At 66.8% G+C, this 17976-nt stretch carries 9 protein-coding genes; 5 read left to right on the top strand and 4 right to left on the bottom strand.

What is annotated here, in order from left to right; genetic code table 11:
- Positions 1 to 12 precede the first annotated feature (12 nt).
- From ASE28_RS02445 to ASE28_RS02435, 3 genes are read left to right on the top strand one after another with little or no spacing between them, the layout of a single operon-like run.
- On the top strand, positions 13 to 2046 hold the full coding sequence (locus ASE28_RS02445; protein ID WP_057264389.1) for a TonB-dependent receptor: 2034 nt from the start codon (positions 13 to 15) through the stop codon (positions 2044 to 2046).
- Positions 2046 to 3467 carry a PepSY domain-containing protein gene (locus ASE28_RS02440; protein WP_057264387.1) on the top strand — a complete coding sequence of 474 codons (1422 nt, stop codon included), beginning with the start codon at positions 2046 to 2048 and terminating at the stop codon, positions 3465 to 3467. The genes ASE28_RS02445 and ASE28_RS02440 overlap by 1 nt, the downstream gene beginning before the upstream one ends.
- Entirely contained in the window at positions 3464 to 5599 is a 2136-nt protein-coding gene (locus tag ASE28_RS02435) for a TonB-dependent siderophore receptor (RefSeq protein WP_057264385.1), read from the top strand. Before ASE28_RS02440 ends, ASE28_RS02435 begins: the two co-directional genes overlap by 4 nt.
- Positions 5600 to 5698: 99 nt before the next feature.
- On the opposite strand, the gene ASE28_RS02430 is transcribed toward ASE28_RS02435, so the two are convergent.
- From ASE28_RS02430 to ASE28_RS02415, 4 genes are all read right to left on the bottom strand, one after another.
- The gene (locus tag ASE28_RS02430) at positions 5699 to 7306 is read right to left on the bottom strand and encodes a response regulator (RefSeq protein ID WP_057264383.1); all 1608 of its coding nucleotides are present in this window, start codon (positions 7304 to 7306) and stop codon (positions 5699 to 5701) included.
- The gene (locus ASE28_RS02425) at positions 7303 to 8835 is read right to left on the bottom strand and encodes a transporter substrate-binding domain-containing protein (protein ID WP_057264382.1); all 1533 of its coding nucleotides are present in this window, start codon (positions 8833 to 8835) and stop codon (positions 7303 to 7305) included. Before ASE28_RS02425 ends, ASE28_RS02430 begins: the two co-directional genes overlap by 4 nt.
- Positions 8836 to 8856: 21 nt before the next feature.
- Positions 8857 to 14037 (bottom strand): PAS domain S-box protein, encoded by a 5181-nt coding sequence (locus ASE28_RS02420; protein ID WP_162262231.1) that lies wholly within the window; start codon positions 14035 to 14037, stop codon positions 8857 to 8859.
- 90 nt (positions 14038 to 14127) lie between these two features.
- Positions 14128 to 15300, bottom strand: coding sequence for an HD-GYP domain-containing protein (locus ASE28_RS02415; RefSeq protein ID WP_057204699.1), 1173 nt, complete (start codon positions 15298 to 15300; stop codon positions 14128 to 14130).
- Positions 15301 to 15555: 255 nt separating this feature from the next.
- On the opposite strand from ASE28_RS02415, the gene ASE28_RS02410 reads away from it, so the two are divergent.
- Both ASE28_RS02410 and ASE28_RS02405 read left to right on the top strand, forming a co-directional pair.
- Positions 15556 to 16350 carry a phosphodiesterase gene (locus ASE28_RS02410; protein WP_057264380.1) on the top strand — a complete coding sequence of 265 codons (795 nt, stop codon included), beginning with the start codon at positions 15556 to 15558 and terminating at the stop codon, positions 16348 to 16350.
- A 346-nt stretch (positions 16351 to 16696) separates the two neighbouring features.
- Positions 16697 to 17971, top strand: coding sequence for an aromatic ring-hydroxylating dioxygenase subunit alpha (locus tag ASE28_RS02405; RefSeq protein WP_057204701.1), 1275 nt, complete (start codon positions 16697 to 16699; stop codon positions 17969 to 17971).
- The last annotated feature ends 5 nt before the right edge of the window (positions 17972 to 17976 follow it).

Below are 17976 nucleotides of genomic sequence, written 5' to 3'. Positions count from 1 at the left end.
TCTGATCGCTCCATGTCACGCTCTCTGCTTTTCTCCTATTCACTGATCGCCCTGGCGTGCGCCAACCAGGCGCACGCACAGACCGCCAACGCAGAGCAGGACTCAACCCTGACGCTGGGTACCGTCGATATCAAAGCGAGCGCCACGGGCCCGATGCCCGCGCGCAGCGTCTTCAGCTCCGTGGACATCCTGGGCGCCAGCCTGGTCCAGGACCAGCATGTCGACTACAGCTGGGAATTGTTCTCGCGGGCTCCCGGCGTGCAGGTCACCCAGTTCAAGCAAGGCACGGACGCAGGCCGGTTCTCGTTTCGCGGCTTCAATGGCGAAGGGCGGATCAACGCAGTCAAGCTGTTGATCGACGGAATCCCCAGCAATGACAACGCAGGAGGCATGCCCTTCCTGGACGCAGTCTTCCCGCTGGACATCGAGGCGGTCGAGATCGTCCGTGGGACCAATGACCCGCGCCATGGCCTGAACAACATCGCGGGCAATGCCAATGTACTGACGCGCAGTGGCGGCAACGGGGGCCGGGCCTCGCTGACACTCGGCAGCTTCGGCACCAAGGAAGTGCAGATCGCCAAGGGCATCGAGAGCGGGAACTGGAGCCAGAACTACATGCTTGCCTACCGCGATTCGGACGGCTACCGCGAGCATGCCGATGCCAAAAAACTCGCACTGTCCGGCAAATGGTTCTACACCAGCGACGACAGCCGCTGGCGCGCAGGGCTGACCGCGCGCTACTACCGCAACAAGGCCCTGGAGTCGGGCTACCTCACCTATGAGCAGGCGAAGAACGCGCCGCGCAGCTCACCCGCGTATGCATCGGCTGACCGGGGGGAACGGGAGACTGGGCAACTGGGCATCCATCTGGACGGCGAGCTCAGCGACACCCTTTCCTGGTCGAGCAAGGTCTACGCCAACCAGTACGAGAACCAGCGCTGGGTGCGCTTTTCTGCCGCGGGCGTGCAACAGGAGCGCTACAACGACGAGCAGCAACGCGGCGCCCTCACGTCGCTGACCTGGCGGCCCAAGGTCGACTGGGCGCATGAATTCACGCTGGAGGGCGGCCTCGACGCACAGTGGCAGGACAACGTCGGGCAACGGTACCGCACCACCGAGCGTGTACGCACGTCCCAGTTTCGCGATTGGGACTTTGACCTGAACACCCAGGGCGCCTACCTGCAGGCCGTCATCCGGCCAATCCCACAGCTCAAGATCGTCCCTGCGTTTCGGGTAGACCACGTTGACGGCGATTTCGCGGACCGGCTCGCAGGCACAACAGCTTCGACGCATGACTATGGCCTCATCAAGCAGCCCAAGATCAGCGTGGCCTACGCGTTGAACTCGCAGGCCAGCGTGTACGGCAACTGGGGGCGCACCTTCCAGATCGGCTCTGGCATCGACGCCTATCGCACACAGGCGCGCAACCTCAAGCCCTCGATCAATGACGGCTGGGAAGCGGGCGTCAAGTTCAGCCCCGCCCCCTGGATCGACGGGCGCGTGGCGTATTGGGAGCAACGCGCCTCGGGCGAAGTCGCCCGCGTGTTGGGCGTTGACGGCCTGCCCGATGCCGGGGGCCTGGGCAACGTGGGCAAGACGCTGCGCAAGGGCTACGACATCCAGCTCAATGCGCGCCCGGCCGCCGGCACCACGGCCTGGATTGCCTACTCCCACCAGATCGCCCGCATCACCGCCCCGGACCTCAGTGCGCCCGCCACCCAGGGCAAGGAGATCGAGAACGTGCCGCACTACCTCGTGTCGGCCGGCGTGGACTACCAGGCCAGCGAACAGCTCAAGCTCTCCGGCTGGATGAATGCGCAGGGCGACTACTACCTGGAGCGCACGAATGCCCTGGGGCGCATCGGTAAATATGCGCTGCTGAACCTGGGCGCTACCTACCGCGTTTCACCCTCGATGGATGTCAACCTGCAGGTGAAGAACATCACCAACCGCAAGTATGTCTACGCCTGGTACGACAGCGGCTCGTCAGGGTACTCGCCGGGCGATGGCCGGGCGTTCTACGCCAGCCTGGGCGTGAAATTCTGATGGCCGCTGCAGCCCCTGCGAGCGCCCCCGTAGCGCGAAGCGCTGCCGCCAGCAGTTGGTACCGCGCAGTCTGGCGCTGGCATTTCTATGCCGGACTGCTGGTGCTGCCTTTTCTGGTCTGGCTGGCGGTGACCGGAGGGCTGTTCGTCTTCAAGGCAGAGATCGATGGCTACTTCCACCATGGGTTGAAGTACGTCGAACCAACAACCGAGCAGCCTGCGCCCGCCAGCGAGCTGGTGGCTGCGGCACTTGCAGCGCACCCCGGTACGCTGCGCAAGTACACGCAGGCCGCATCGGGGCACGAGGCGGCGGAGGTGGGCATCACAACCCCCGGGGGTGAACAGCTCTCGGTGTTCGTCAACCCCTACAGCCGCCAGGTGCTTGGCACGCTGCCCGAAGGGGGCAGCGTGGCGTGGACCATCCGCAAACTGCATAGCTTGAAGTATTTCGGCCCCATCGCACGGGGCGCCATCGAGATCGCAGCCGGCTGGTCCATCCTGCTGGTACTGACAGGCCTGTATCTTTGGTGGCCGCGCTCGGCCAAGCACTCTGCGCTGGCCGTGCGTGGCAAGCCTGCTCAGCGCGTGTTCTGGCGCGACCTGCACGCGGTGACCGGCGTATTCGTTGGGGTCGCAGTGGTCTTCCTGGCAATCACGGGCATGCCGTGGTCGGTGCTCTGGGGTGCCAAGGTCAACCAGTGGGCCAATGGGCACAACTTCGGCTATCCGGCCGGCGTACGGGTGCAGGTCCCCATGTCGGAGATACGGATCAAAGAGGGTGGCGCAACGCCCTGGTCCCTGGAACACGCCAAGTTGCCGCTGTCTGCAGCGCCTGGGCATGAGGAACATGCAGGGCATGATGCTCACCCACTCGCTGACGATCCGCGCCCCATTCCTGGCCCAGATGCAATGCACCCTGCGCTGGGTCTGGATGCCGCCGTCGGCCGGTTCCAGCAGTTGGGCATGGCGGCCGGATACACCGTGAACCCGCCCCGAGGTGCGACCGGCGTGTACACGGCATCTGCCTACCCGCATGACCTGTCGCTGCAGCGCGTGGTCCACATCGACCAGTACACCGGCAAGGTCCTTCTGGACATGCGTTACAGCGACTACGGCCCATTGGCCCGGTGGCTGGAGTGGGGCATCAACGTCCACCTGGGCCAGGAGTTCGGGGTGCCCAACCAGGCCGTTCTGCTGATCGCTTGCGCAGGCATCGTGCTGCTGTGCACCAGCGCGGGCGTGATGTGGTGGAAGCGGCGCCCGACAGGCGGCCTCGGCGTTCCGCCGCTGCCTTCGGACCGCCGCACGCTGGGCGGCATCGCTGCGCTCCTGGCCATCGGTGGTGCGTTATTTCCTCTGGTGGGGGCATCGCTGCTGGTGATGCTCACGCTGGATTTCTTCTTTCGGGATAACTTCAAATGAATGCAACCATCAAGGCACTGACCTGGTCCGTCGCGGCGGCCACCTCCCACATGGCGCTCGCACAAGGCCAGGCCCAACCTGGCAGCACCTTGCCCCCGGTGGTGGTGCGCGAATCCGCAGTCCCTGAAATCCTGCGTGCGGGCAACCTCGCGACGGGGTCTGCCGCCTCGACCATGGACACGCCTTTCTCGGCGTCCAGCCTGCCGGTGGATGTGCTGCGCGCACAGGGAGCAACCACCTTGCAGGAAGCCCTGCGCAACATCCCCGGCGTTCAGGCCGATTCAGGGTTCAACGGCTCACACAACCAGTTCTTCACCCTGCGCGGCGCCATCATGGACAGTGCCACCGGCTCCAGCCGCATCCTGCGTGATGGGGTACGCCTGTCCAACTACCCGTTTGCGTCCGCCTTCGTCGAATCCATCGATGTGCTGCGCGGCCCGGGCGCTGCGCTCGGCGTGCGCAGCGAACCTGGCGGCACGGTGAACCTCGTGACCAAGCAGCCCCGCCTGGCCAATTTCGGGTCGGCCGGCGCCAGCATCGGCACTTCGGGCGCGCTGGAGTTGTCGGCCGATATCAATCGCGTGCTGTCGCAAGAGCAGGAGCTGGCGGCGCGCCTGGTGCTGACCAAATCAGACAGCAGTGAATGGCGGCATGTGCCCGACAAGCTCGAAGGCTTGAAGCTGGGCATTGCCAAGAGCGACGGCAACCGCTACCACCTGCGGGCAGGCGCCGAGGTCATCAACCAACGCTACCAGCCGGACTACGGCATTCCGTCCCTGGGCGACCGGCCTGTGAACGTGCCGCGCGACCGCCAGTTCGGTGAGCCGGGCATGGACTCGACCACCAACACCCGCATCGTCGATCTGCACGGCGATGTGGCCCTGTCCGCCGACACCCGGCTCAACGTGGATCTCACGCACCTGTGGGCAGATTCCACGTCGGTCAAGAGCTTCCTGAACGGCAACCCGCTCGCGGTCACGCCAGCTACGCCGTCTGGAACCTTTGCGCGCGGCGCTGCCGTGGAGCCCGGCACGGACCGCCGGATCGACTCGGCCGCACTCTCTTTGACGAGCCGGCAGGCGACGGGCGCGGCCAAGCACCAGCTGTTCTTCGGCCTGGACTATTACCGCGAAACGCTCGACCAGCCATCGCTCCTCGTTCCCGCCTCCGCAAGCCCGACCATCAACGTGTTCAACCCGGTTTTTGGTCAAGTCAACATACCGGCATGGAACAGCCTGGCAGCCGGAGGGCTGACGACGCAGAACCTCCGAAGCGTGGCGGCGTCCGTGCAGGACACGATCGAGCTGGGAGCGTGGACCTTCGTGGCCGGTCTGCGCTACACCAGGCAGCAGCTTCTCTACGGCGCAGCAGGCGCGCGGGCCGTCGAGGAATCAGTGCTCTCGCCGAAGCTGGGCGTTCTGCGCAGGCTGTCGGACAGCGACAGCCTCTATGCCAACTGGGCCAAGGGCATGGCGCCCAACCAGGTGTCGTCATCGACCAACCAGTCGCTGCCATCGCGGCGCTCGCGGCAGCTGGAAGTCGGATGGAAATCGCTGTGGCAGGGCGGCCGGTTGACTTCTGACCTGGCCTTGTTCCAGCTGGACCAGCGCAACATGATCTCCGCCGACCAGAGCACACCGCTCAACAACTTCGACTTCACGGTCGATGGCACCGGGCGGTCACGGGGCCTGGAAGCATCCCTGACAGGCGAGGTCAGCCAACGCATGACGCTGCGGGCCGCCTACGCTTACACACGCGCGCAGGTGCTGTCCAACTCCCTGCTGGCCGGCAAGACCGCGCCCAATGTCGCGCCACATGCGCTGAGCCTGTGGGGCGAATACCAATGGGACATTGCCTCGGATGCCAAGTGGGTGACCGGCGCCGGTGTCTACGTGCAGAGTGCGCGCTACGCCGACCGCGCCAATACGGTCACCTTGCCGGGCTATGCGCGGTTGGACCTCACCCAGACCTGGAAGAAGCCGCTGGGTGGCGGTCAATCGGTGGAAGTGCAACTGGCCGTGCGCAACCTCACCGACAAGGCCTACTACGTCTCCAGCCACCTGCATGTGGCGCGGTGGGTGACGCCCGCACAGGGGCGCAATGTGCAGTTGTCGACCTTGTACCGGTTCTGAGCATCCTTGCGCAACCGGTGCCGCAAGCACCGGCTGCGGGCAAATCGACCGAGTGCGCGGCATGCCCCCCGCAATGGACTGTGACGGTCCCCAGAATGCTCAATCCCCCGCCCGCGGCAGCACCACGGTGATCCGCGTCGTGTTGGACTCGTCCGATACATCGAGTTCGATGCTGCCGTGCTGGGCCTGCACCAGCAGCCGCGCGGAGTAGGTGCCCAGGCCCGTGCCATCCGCCTTGCCCGAGGTCACGAACTTGTCGAAGAAGCGGCTGCGGATGGCCGCCGGCACGGCGCCGGTGTTGCTGATGGCGATGCGCAAGGGGTCCTGGTCCTGCAACTGTACCGAGACCCGGGAGTCGGTCGGTGCGGCTTCGCAGGCGTTCTTCAGCAGGTTCTGGAAGACCGAGTAGCACAGCGTGGCATCCGCCAGCGCCAGGGGCGGCTCTGCCCCCACGGCCACGTCCGTGTCCACCGCGATGGACAGCCCCTTCTCGGCAAAGGTCACCCGGTTCATCTCGGCAATGCGGCGCAGCAGCTCGCCAATGCGCACCGGCTGCGCATGCAGCACGAAGCGGCCGGATTCGATCTTGTACAGCTCGGACGACAGGTTGATCATGTTGAGCACCTGCATCACGCTCTCTTCCATCAGGCGCAGTTGCTCGACCTGGCGGCGCCCGACCGAGTCGTCCTCTATCAGCGCCTGCACCAGGCCCAGCGCCCCGGCCAGCGGCGCCTTGATGTCGTGCCGGGTGATGCGCTCGACATCCTCGCGCAGCTGGGCGGTCTCGACCATGCCGTCGAACTCGTCCTGCAGGTCCCTGCGCAGCTGCACGTAGCGCATGAAATTGCGCACGCGCGGCTTGAGCGTTTCGGGATCGATGGGCTTGGTGATGAAGTCCACGGCGCCCAGGTCCAGTCCCCGGATGCGCGCGTCGGCCGAGGCCATGGCGGTGACGAAGATGATGGGAATGGTCTCGGACGTGGGGTGCTCGCGCATCAGCCGGGCGACCTCGAAGCCGTCCATGCCGGGCATCATGATGTCCAGCAGCACGAGGTCGGGAGGGTCGTTGGAGGTCAGCACCTCCATCGCCTTGGCGCCCGTCTGCGCCAGCCGCACCCGGTACTCGCCCTTGAACAGCTGCGACAGCAGCAGCAGGTTGTCGGGGGTGTCGTCCACGATCAGTATCGTGGGGCGGGGTGCCTCCTGCGGCTCGGCCGATGGCGCAGCGGCTGTACCCTCTGCCGGCAAGGCCTGTGCCGGCGGATCTTCCCCTGCAAAGTTGCCGGGGCCGCGCGGCTTCCACTGCAAGGCCTTTTCCAGGCGCTGCGCCAGTTGCTTGGGCGAGTAGGGCTTGAGCAGCATGGAGGTGACCCCCATCGCAACGGCCTCCTCCACGCGCTTGCGCTCCGCCTCGGCGGTGATCAGCACGAACGGGATCGCAAACAGCTTTTCGTCCGCGCGCATGGCCTGCAGCAGCTCCACGCCCGTCATCACGGGCATGTTCCAGTCCGACAGCACCACGTCGAAGTGCTGGCCCTTGAGCAGGCGCAGGGCCTCGGCCCCGTTGCGCGCGGACTCGATGCGCTCCACCCCCATCTGCCGCAGCTGGTTGATGGTGACCTTGCGCATGGCCTCGAAATCGTCCACCACCAGGCAGCGCGCGCCCTGGCCGATGGTCGACGCATTGGAAACCGTGAAATGGCTCATGGTGCCTGCACCTCCTCAACGTGCCGGGCAGGGCCGGCAGCAGCCCCTGCGGCGTCTTCACCCACAAAACGCTGAATGCCCACGGCCACGATGGGCTCCATGTCCATCAGCAACAGACGGTGCTCCTGGCTGAACGCCTCGGTCAAGGCCAGCTCGATGATGGCCGAGACGCGCCCCGCATGCCTGATGGGCAGCAGGTAGATCGCGGCGGGACTGCAATGCCCCAGGCCCGACTGGATGCGCAGGTAGTCCGCCCCCGGCGCGTCGATGAGCACGGGCTCGCCCGTGGCGGCACAGCGCTCGACCATGCCGGCCGTCGTCGGCCATTGCGACAGGGTCTGCTCCGCCGTCGGCCCCGCTCCCGCATAGTGGGCCAGCGCCCGCACGCCGAGGTCTTCGTCCACCAGCACCATCAGCGCCTGCCCCATGGGCAGTTGCCGCGCCAGCTCCCGCAGCACGATGCGCGCAAAGGCCGCCAGCGTGTCCACCTGCTGCAGCGCCAGCAGCAGGTCCGACACGGCGCGCCGCCGGTTGGCATCGCGGGTCAACTGGTCGTGGCTCTGCTGCAGGGCCTTGAGCGTCAGCTGGTGCCGGCCCGCCTCGCGCCGCAGCCGCGTGGCCCAGAAAAGCATCGCCAGCAGCACACCGGCCAGGGCAGCGCCCCCGGGGATGCCCCAGGTCACCCACCGCTCGTGCCACTTTCCGCTGCGGTCGAAAGACGCGGAGAACAGCTGGTACTCCATCAACGACACACCGTACTTGCGGCGCCAAGACTGATCGAGCGGCGACCCCACCCGCCGGCTGTCGTCGAAATAACGCTGCAGCGCCCGCTCCAGGTCGGGTGCGGCGAAGGCGATGCCCCAGCCCGCCGCGGTGGCGTCGCCCACCGGAAACAGCATGTCCAGGTTGTCGAGGTCGTTGCGCACCCAGTGGAATGCCGATTCGGCCGCGATCACGGTGAAATCGGCACGGCGCTGCGCCACGGCCTGCATGGACTTGGCGGTGGGGGCGGTCTCGATGGCGACGGGCGCGCTTTCCCCCAGGCCGGCGTTGAATCCCTGTAGCCAGGCTTCGTAGGCCGTCCCGGCCTGGACCGATGCCTTGCGCCCGCCAAGATCGGCCTCGCTGCGCAGAACGGAGCGCATCTCCGGCCGCGCGACGACGACATTGCGCGTCGCGAAGTACGGCACCAGGGTCATCTTGGTCTTGCGCCAGTCGGTGATGTGCAGATCGTTGGGGTACAGGTCGCACTTGCCGGTGGCCAGCGGCGCGGCTTCGTAGCGCTCGCCCTGCACAGTCACGCCCTGCGCGTTGTGGAACTGCTGGTCCCATTGCGCAAGCGTCACCGTGCGGGCCTCAACCCCCAGATAGCGGGCAAAGTCTTCGCCATTCGCCCGGTAGTAGTCGGCGCTGGATCCCGCCACGCAGATGCGCAGCTCGCGGCTGCGCTCGATCTCCTCCAGCGTGCGGCCGAAGGCGCTGCCCGCTGCCAGCGTGAGAACCAGTAACCAGGCGATGGATCGCAGCATGCGCGGGGCCTTCGGCGGCGTTCAGCCAGGGTGCGCGGGGGCCAGGGCCCCCAGCGCCTCCAGGGCACGGTCGAAATCGATGCGCTCGATGGCCCGGTTCACGGCAGACAGGGCATCGGCAAGCGGGTCGCCGTCCGCCGCCAGCCGTGACACCAGGGCCTCCAGCACGTCGCCCGCGTCGGCGTCGCTGTCCCCCAGCAGCTTGCGCAGGCGCACCAGCAAGGCTTCGGCCTCGGCAGAGCGCGCCACGGCCGGGGCAGGTGCCGGCACGGCCTGTGCGGTGCTGGCCCCGCTGTCCAGGCCGGACGCCTGCAGCGCCTCGATCAGCGGGCGCAGCAGCACCCCCAGCTCGGCCAGCAGCTCCCCGGCCACCGGCGCACGCGCCTCGTGGGCGCCTTCGGCCTCCAGCGCCCCCGCGGCCGATGCGAGCGGCCTGGCACCGATGGTGCCCGCAGCGCCCTTGAGGGTGTGGGCCAGCCGCGTGGCCAGCGGCCAGTCGCCCTGCTGCACGGCGTCGGCCATGGCCTGCTCGAAGCCCGTGTATTCTTCGAGGAACATGCCCAGCAGGCGGCGGTACAGGCGCCGGTCGTTCTGAACGATGCCGAGCCCGACGGCCTGGTCCACGCCGGGCAATTGCGGCAGGTCTGGATCGGCCGCTTTGGCGGTCGGGCGCAGAGGACTGCCCTGCACCAGGGCAGGCGCGGCAGGCTTGATCCAGCGCGCCATGCAGGCAAACATTTCCTCCACCCGCAGGGGCTTGGGGATGTGGTCCACCATGCCGGCCTCGATCACCTTCTCCCGGTCACCGGCCATGGCGTTGGCCGTCATGGCGATGATGGGCAGGTCGGCGAACTGCGGCAGCGAGCGCAGGTGGCGGGTGGCCGTGTAGCCGTCCATCACCGGCATCTGGCAGTCCATCAGCACGCCATCGAACTTGGGGTCCGCAGCGAGCAGGTCTAGCGCCTCCTGGCCGTTGTTGGCCAGCACCACCTCCATGCCGGCCTGGCGCAGCAGCTCCATGGCAAGCTCCTGGTTCAGCGCGTTGTCTTCGACCAGCAGCACGCGCGCGCCCTTGAGCTGCTGCAGGTGCTCGGTCTGCCCCTGGGCCCGGGTCGTCACCCGGTCGGACACCAGGCGCCCGCGGCCCAGCGCCTCGCCCACGGCCTCGAGCAGGGTCGAGGCCGTGACCGGCTTGGTGAGCACCGCGTTCACCCGCGCGCCCCGGCTGTGCACCGCGTTCATGGCCTCTTCGCGGCCGAAGGCGGTCACCATGATCACCGCCGGGGCCGCGCCCCCCTTGAGCGCCTGCATCCGGCGCACGGTCTCGGCGCCGTCCATGCGCGGCATCTTCCAGTCCATCAGCACCAGGTCGTAGGCGAGCGAGCGGCTGTCGGCGCCCTCCACCATGCGCAGCCCTTCCTCGCCATCGCGGGCCATGTCCACCTCCAGGCCGAAACGGCGCGCCATGGTCGACAGGATCTCCCGGGCTGCGGCGTTGTCATCCACCACCAGGACTCTCAGGCCCAGCAGTTCATTGGCATCGAACATGCGCCGGGGCATGGGCTGCGCCTGCAGGCCAAAGTGCACATGGAAGTGGAAGGTCGAGCCCTGCCCCTCGGTGCTCTCCACCCAGATGCGGCCTTTCATCAACTCCACCAGGGTCTTGGAGATCGCCAGGCCAAGGCCCGTGCCCCCATAGCGGCGGGTAGTGGAGCTGTCGGCCTGGCTGAACGACTGGAACAACCGGGCGCACTGCTCGGGCGTCATGCCGATGCCCGAGTCCTTGACCCAGAAGTGCAGCTCGACGTCACCACCTGGCTCGCCCTGCTGGCCGGCCAGCTCGATCCCCAGCACAATCTCTCCCTGCTCCGCGAACTTCACGGCATTGCTGCCCAGGTTGGCCAGGATCTGGCCCAGGCGCAGCGGATCGCCGACCAGCGCGGTGGGCACGTCGTCCGCGGTGCTGAACAGCAGCTCCAGGCCCTTGTCCTCGGCCTTCATTCCGATCAGGTTGGCCACGTGGTCCAGCACATCCTCCAGGCGGAAGTCGACCTGCTCCATGGACATCTTGCCGGCTTCGATCTTGGAGAAGTCGAGGATGTCGTTGATGATGCCCAGCAGGCTTTCGGCCGCCCGGTTGACCTTCTCGATGTAGTTGCGCTGCTTGTTGTCCAGCGCCGTCTGCAGGGCCAGGTGCGACATGCCGATGATGGCGTTCATCGGCGTGCGGATCTCGTGGCTCATGTTGGCCAGGAACTCGCTCTTGGCCCGGGTTGCGTCCTCCGCCATCTCCTTGGCGCGCCGGATGTCCTCTTCCGACTTCTTGCGGTCCGTCACGTCGAAGGCAATGCTGCACAGGCCCGAGATCTCGTCGCCCTGGCGCATCGGCACCTTGGTGACCTGGAAGTGGCGCTCTTCGCCATCCTCGCCCGCCACCTCCTCGGTGACCATGAGCTGCCCCGCCTCCAGGGCCTGCATGTCCAGCGCATGGTAGGACTGACCGCGCCCGGACGGGTCCACCTCGATGGCCGAGTGCCCCAGCACCCGTGCCCGCGCCAGGCCGGTCGCACGCTCCCAGTCGGAGTTCACGTAGGTGTAGGCGCCCTGCACATCCTTGACGTAGATGGCGGAGTTGATGTTTTCCAGCACGGCCTCCATGAACTGGCGGCTGCGCTGCACTTCCTGCTGGGCCTCCTTGCGCCCGGTCACGTCCAGCAGCATCCACACCGTGCCCTTGCCCAGGTCGCCCGGGTCGATGGCCGCGCCGCTGAGCTGGCACCAGAAGCGCGTGCCATCGGCACGCACCAGTTCCTCCTCGCGGTGGTGCTTTTCGCCGCGGGACAATTGCTCGTAGATTTCGCTGATGACCAGGTCGAAGGTTTCGTCGGACGCATACCAGGCACGCGGGGACTGGCCCAGCTGCCCGGTGCCGAACAGGGCGTCGAGCTGGCTGTTTCCGCGCACGACCACGCGGTCCCTGATGAAGGCGATGCCCAGCGTGGTGGCCTCGAACATGGCGGTCTGCTCGGCATTGGCCAGGCGCATGGCCTCCTGGGACTTCTTGTGCTCGGTGATGTCGGTGGCGATGCCGCAGATGCCATAGATCTCCCCGGCCTCGTTGACCAGCGGTGTCTTGGTGGTCATGAACGAGCGCTGCTCCGAGCCATCGGCCGTGGGGATGATCTCCTCGTAGGTGATGGCCTCGCCCCCGTTCAGCACCCGATTCTCCACCGCGACGATCTTGTCCGCCATCTCCTTGGGCCACAGGTCGTACGCGCTTTTCCCCAGGACCTCCTGCTCACTGACACCCACGTATTTCGCGTAGGTGGCGTTCAGCAACTGGTAGCGGCCTTCGCGGTCCTTGAGGGTGATGATGGAGCCGATGCCGTCCACCAGGGTGCGGATCTGGCGCTGGCTGTTGCGCACTTCCTGCTCCACCCGGTTGCGATCGGTCACGTCGCGCACGGAGGCGCATACGCAGACGCCATGGCCACCAATGGCCGGCAGGCGCGACAGGCCGACCTCCACCGGAAACTCGCTGCCATCCTTGCGCACGCCTTTCAGGCTGGAATTGTTGCCCCCCATGTTGCGCGGCAGCCCGACCGCCAGGAAGCCCTCGCGCAGGCCCGGGTGCCTTCCGCGGATGGCGGACGGCACCAGTATTTCCATGGGCTGGCCCACCAGCTCGTGCTCGGCATAGCCGAACAGGTCGAGCATGCGCGGGTTGACCATGATCACCGTGCCGTGCTCGTCCGTGACCATCAGGCCATCGGGTGCGGATTCGATGATGCCGTGGTACCAGGCCTCGGTGGCGGCGATGGAATCCTTTTGCTCGGCCAGCTCATGGGCCTGCCGCTCCAGCGTCTGCGCCTGCGCCTGCGTCTCCTCCAGCAGCCGGTGGGTGGCCACGTTGCGCTCCAGGATCTCCAGGTTGGCGGCCAGCGCGGGCATCAGTGCGTCGAGCAGGGCCTGGCGCGCAGGCGTCAGGTCCTCGAAGCTGGCGATCTCGAGCACCCCCAGCAGCTCGTCGCCGCGCTGGATCGGCAGCACGCAGATGCACCGGGGCGCAGCATCGCCCAGGGCCGAGCCGATGCGTACGTAGTCGGCAGGGGGCTGCCTGAGCGTGATGGCGTTGCGCTCCATCGCGCACTGGCCCACCAGGCCCTGGCCCAGCTGGATGTACTGCTCCAGCGACTTGCGTTCGCGGTGGGCAAAGCCGGTCAGCAAGCGCAGGCGGCGCTGGTTCTTCTCGTAGATATAGAGAACCCCGTGCCCTATGTCCAGCAGCGGTGCGGAGAGTGCGAAAAAGCGCTGCGCCAGCTCCACGAAGGACCGGGTCGACTGCAATTCGGCCGAGACGGACGCCGTGTGCGTCTTCACCCACCGCTCTACCTCCAGCTCGCGGGCCCCCTGCTGCAGCACGGCCACGGCGCGCGCCAGTGCGCCCAGGTCGCTGCGGTGCGTGGTATGGGGCACCTCCTGCAGCAGGTCACCGTCGGCAATGCGCTCCACCGCCGTGCGCAGCTCGAAGGCCGGCACGCGGATGGACCGAGCGATCAACCATGCAAAGAGCACGCTGAACAGCGCCCCCCCGGCAAGCAGCACGCCGCCGTTCAGCCGCGTCTGCTGTGCCTGCTCCTGCACCGACCTGAGCGTGGAGCGGGCTCCATCCTCTTTGGTCGCAGCCACGGCTTCCATCGACTGCGCCACGGTGTCGCCCACCACCCCGAACTCGCGGCTGGCGGCCCGCCTTCGCGCCTCCTCCAGTTGCCCCTGGTTGGCAAGCTCCAGCAACTGCTCGATGCTCTTGCGGTACACCGCATAGTTCTGCTCGAAGGTCAGCAGGTTGCGCGTGTTGTCTTCGCGGATGATGCGCCCGCGCAGCTCGCCAAGCTCGCGCAAGATGTCCCGGTGCGATTGGTCCAGCTTCTCCAGGGCCTGCGCCCGGTCGGCCGCCTCCGTGGTGAGCAGGGCGTTGCGCAGGTAGCGGCCCATGCTGGCATAGTGGAACTGGATCGCGCGGGCGTTGGAGATGCCCTGCAGGTCCTTTTCATACATGGCCTGGATGTCGTTATTGACGCGGGCCACCGTCTGCATGCCCAGCACGCTGAGCACGGCGGTCATGACGAGGATGACGAAGAAGGCAAATGCCAGCTTCGCGGTCAGCGAAGACCGGTGGTAGTGCTGCACAAGCGCATTCATGAAACGCATTCCTCTCTGCACCAGCGCGGAGTCTGGCCCGGCGACCGGCCGCCGGTGGCTGTCATGGATGGAGCACGGACCAGGCCATGCTCAGGGCGTGGGTGGGCTGGCCGGCGTCGTCGCCAGCTCCAGGTGCCGGGCCTTCTCGGCCATGTCCGCATCGCTGTCGGCAAACTTCTGCGCAATGCGCTGGAACTCGTCGAGCATGCCGAGGAAGGCGTCCAGGATGTCCGGGTCGAAATGCGAACCCCGGCCCTCGCGCATGATGTCCACCGCCTTTGCGTGCGGCATGCCTTCCTTGTAGACACGGCGGCTGATCAGTGCGTCGTAAACGTCGGCCACGGCCATGATGCGCGCCGACAGCGGAATCGCCTCGCCCGCCAGGCCCTGCGGATAGCCGCTGCCGTCCCACTTCTCCTGGTGGCCGTAGGCGATCTCTTTGGCGTACTGCAAAAACTCCACCGGCATGCCCAGCTGGTCCTCGGCGTGCTGTATCGCGTCCCGGCCCAGGGTGGTGTGGGTCTTCATCACCTCGAATTCGTGCGGCTCGAAGCGCCCGGGCTTGAGCAGGATCCGGTCCGGGATGCCGACCTTGCCGATGTCGTGCAGGGGCGCCGACTTGTAGAGCATGTCGATCACATGGTCGCTCAGCGCCGCGCTGAAGCGGGGGTGGTCTTTCAGCGCCGTGGCCAGCGCCCGCACGTAGTGCTGCGTGCGGCGGATGTGGTTGCCGGTTTCGTTGTCGCGGGTTTCGGCCAGGGAAGCCATGGCCAGGATGGTCACGTCCTGGATCGCAGCCAGTTCGCGTGTGCGTTTTTGCACCTCGGTCTGCAAGAATTGGTTCTGGTCGCGCAGGAAGTCGGCGCCCGCCTTGGCCTGCAACTGCGTGGCCACGCGCGCCAGCACAATGGGCGGGTTGATGGGCTTGGTGATGAAATCGGCCGCGCCCAGCGCCAGCCCCACTTTCTCGTCCTCCGTCCCCGTCATGGCGGTCAGGAAGATGATGGGAATGTCGCGCGTGGCGGGCGCCTCCTTGAGCTGGCGGCACACCTCGTGGCCCGACATGCCGGGCATCATCACGTCCAGCAGGATCAGGTCGGGCGGGGGCGTGCTGCGCGCGATCTGCAAGGCCTTTTCGCCCGAGCCTGCCAGCTTCACGCGGTACTGGTCCTTGAGCAGGCCGGACAGTACCCACAGGTTGTCGGAAGAATCATCGACAGCAAGTATCAGTGGGCGCAACGCTTCTCCCAATGGTTCTGGCATCACCCGCTCCCTTTATTTATAGGCACTCCACTGACACCACTATCTCCTACCCTTGCCGGTTTGACAAGCATCGCTTGTCCATCCGCGCGGTATGCGTTGTACCAAGGTGCACACCGGCGGGCCACCATGTTCCGTACGCCTTAGGCCGTATTCAGCAGCACGCGTCCATTCCCCATACTCCGCAATACGGACACACCGGCACGTGGGTGCAGCGCCAGCCACTCCAGCGCATCCGCACCAGCCACGATCTTCCCCATGCTCATCGCCCAGCTTTCAGACCCCCATGTGCGCGAAGCCGGCGTTTTCTACCAGCGCGTGGTGGACTCGAACCGCATGTTCGCCCAGGCCCTGGCCCACCTGCATGCGCTGGACCGCCGGCCCGACCTGATCGTGCTGACCGGCGACCTGGTGGACCATGGCCGGCCTGCGGAGTACCAGGAGGTGCGGCGCCTGCTGGTCACCACCAGCATCCCCTGGCTGGCGATGGCCGGCAACCACGACGAGCGAGAGGCATTCCGAGCGGCCTTCCACGACCAGGCGTACCTGGCCCGCGCAGGGGCGCTGCATTTCTGCGTGGACGACCACCCGGTACGCATCGTCGCCTTTGACTCCTGCATCCCCGGGCGGCACCATGGCCGTGTGGATGCGGCGGCGCTGGCCTGGCTCGACGCCACCCTGTCGGAAGCACGCAACAAGCCCACCTTGCTCATGCTGCACCACCCGCCCTTCACAAGCGGCATTCCGTACATGGACGACTACCGCTGCACCGAGACCGAAGGACTCGAAGCCGTGGTGCGCGCCCACCCGCAAGTGGAGCGCGTGCTGTGCGGCCACGTGCACCGCAGCATGCTGCGGCGCTGGGCGGGTACGGTGGTGTGCACCGCGCCCAGCACCACCACCGAGATCTGCCTGCAGCTGCGCCCGGATGCGGCACCTGCCTCGGTCGTCGGCCCTGCGGGCTGCCTGCTGCACCTGTGGGACCCGGTGCACGGCATGGTCAGCCACCTGAGCCACATCGGGCGCTTCGAGGGGCCCTACCCGTTTGCGTAGCCCCCTGGGCGCGCCAGGCCTCCAGCCTGCGAGCCAAGCAAACGGCTGCGGGCACTGAAGCCGAAGCCCTTCGGAGCACAGGGCATGCACCGGCGGCCTTGTCGCCCGGAGAACGCGCCATGCCCTGGGCAAAGCACTGCCGGCTTCGGCGCACGCCCCACGCCCCACACCCCACACCCCACACCCCACACCCCACCTTCGGCCATGCAGAGAGCTCTGCAGCAGACTATCCGCCTGATGGACACTTATCCAAAAATTTGACACAGATCAAATCATCCATAAAATGGACACAAGTCTCATCAGACGAACAATCTATTCCAACCCACCGACCCCCACGGAGACGACTGTGAACAAGGAAATGTCTGAAACGCTCACCCGCGTAGGCCCCGGTACGCGCATGGGCAACCTGATGCGCCGCTACTGGGTGCCTGCTCTGGCGTGCGCCGAAATACCCGAGCCCGATGGCCCGCAGGTGCGCGTGCAACTGCTGGGCGAAAAGCTGCTCGCCTTTCGCAACACCGACGGCCAGGCCTGCCTGATCGGCGAGTTCTGCTCGCACCGGGGCGTGTCGCTCTACTTCGGGCGCAACGAAGAGAACGGCATCCGCTGCGCCTACCACGGCGTCAAGTTCGACGGCAAGGGCCAGTGCGTGGACGTGCCCTCCTCGCCCCAGGCCTGCTCGCGCATGCACATCAAGGGCTACCCCTGTGTGGAGCGTGGCGGCATCGTCTGGGCCTACATGGGCCCGGCCGACCAGCAGCCCGCGCCGCCCGAGCTGGAGTGGTGCACCCTGCCGCCCGAGCATGTATTCGTCTCCAAGCGCCTGCAGTACAGCAACTGGCTGCAGGCCATGGAAGGCGGCATCGACACGGCCCACGTCTCGTACGTGCACCGCTTCGAGGTGGACACCGACCCCATGCACCAGGGCGTGAAGGCGCTCGACTACATCAAGGCCGATGGCAACGTGAAGTTCGAGATCGAGCAGACCCCCTTCGGGCTGAGCCTGTTCGGGCGGCGCAACGGCGAGGCCGATTCGTACTACTGGCGCATCACGCAGTACCTGTTCCCGTGGTTCACGCTGATCGCGCCGTTCGGCGAGCACGCGCTGGGCGGCCATGTGTGGGTGCCCATCGACGACCACAGCTGCTGGGCCTGGAGCATCAACTGGCAGCCTGCCCACCCGCTCACCGCCGAGGAGCGCACTGCGATGGAGGAAGGCAAAGGCATCCACGTCGAGTACGAGGCGCCGGGCAGCTTCGTCCCCAAGGCCAACCGCGACAACGACTACGGCATGGACCGCGTGGCCCAGCGCGAGGACCGCTCCTACAGCGGCATCTTCGGCTTCTCGGCGCAGGACTACTCGCTGCAGGAGAGCATGGGTTCCATCCAGGACCACGAGGCCGAGAAGCTGCTGCCCACCGACAAGGCCATCGTCATGGCCCGGCGCATGCTGCACGAGGCGGCCCTCGGCCTGGAGCAGGGCCAGACGCCACCGGCGCTCGATGCCAGCGCGCAGCACGTGCGCCCTGCCGGCGTGCTGCTGCCCAAGGACCAGGACCCCGTGGCCTGGGCGCGCGAGGAACTGGCCGACGCCACGAAGAAGCCGGTCTTCAGCCTCTGACCCAA

Origin of the sequence: Acidovorax sp. Root219 (assembly GCF_001428665.1) — a bacterium.
Classification (GTDB): domain Bacteria; phylum Pseudomonadota; class Gammaproteobacteria; order Burkholderiales; family Burkholderiaceae_C; genus Acidovorax.
This window is presented reverse-complemented; position numbering and strand designations above follow the sequence as displayed.

What these genes read in the sequence shown, in the direction of transcription:
- ASE28_RS02445 (WP_057264389.1), top strand. Translation starts at nt 13, where the DNA reads ATGTCACGCTCTCTGCTTTTCTCCTATTCACTGATCGCCCTGGCGTGC.
- ASE28_RS02440 (WP_057264387.1), top strand. Translation starts at nt 2,046, where the DNA reads ATGGCCGCTGCAGCCCCTGCGAGCGCCCCCGTAGCGCGAAGCGCTGCC.
- ASE28_RS02435 (WP_057264385.1), top strand. Translation starts at nt 3,464, where the DNA reads ATGAATGCAACCATCAAGGCACTGACCTGGTCCGTCGCGGCGGCCACC.
- ASE28_RS02430 (WP_057264383.1), bottom strand. Translation starts at nt 7,306, where the DNA reads ATGAGCCATTTCACGGTTTCCAATGCGTCGACCATCGGCCAGGGCGCG.
- ASE28_RS02425 (WP_057264382.1), bottom strand. Translation starts at nt 8,835, where the DNA reads ATGCTGCGATCCATCGCCTGGTTACTGGTTCTCACGCTGGCAGCGGGC.
- ASE28_RS02420 (WP_162262231.1), bottom strand. Translation starts at nt 14,037, where the DNA reads ATGAATGCGCTTGTGCAGCACTACCACCGGTCTTCGCTGACCGCGAAG.
- ASE28_RS02415 (WP_057204699.1), bottom strand. Translation starts at nt 15,300, where the DNA reads ATGCCAGAACCATTGGGAGAAGCGTTGCGCCCACTGATACTTGCTGTC.
- ASE28_RS02410 (WP_057264380.1), top strand. Translation starts at nt 15,556, where the DNA reads ATGCTCATCGCCCAGCTTTCAGACCCCCATGTGCGCGAAGCCGGCGTT.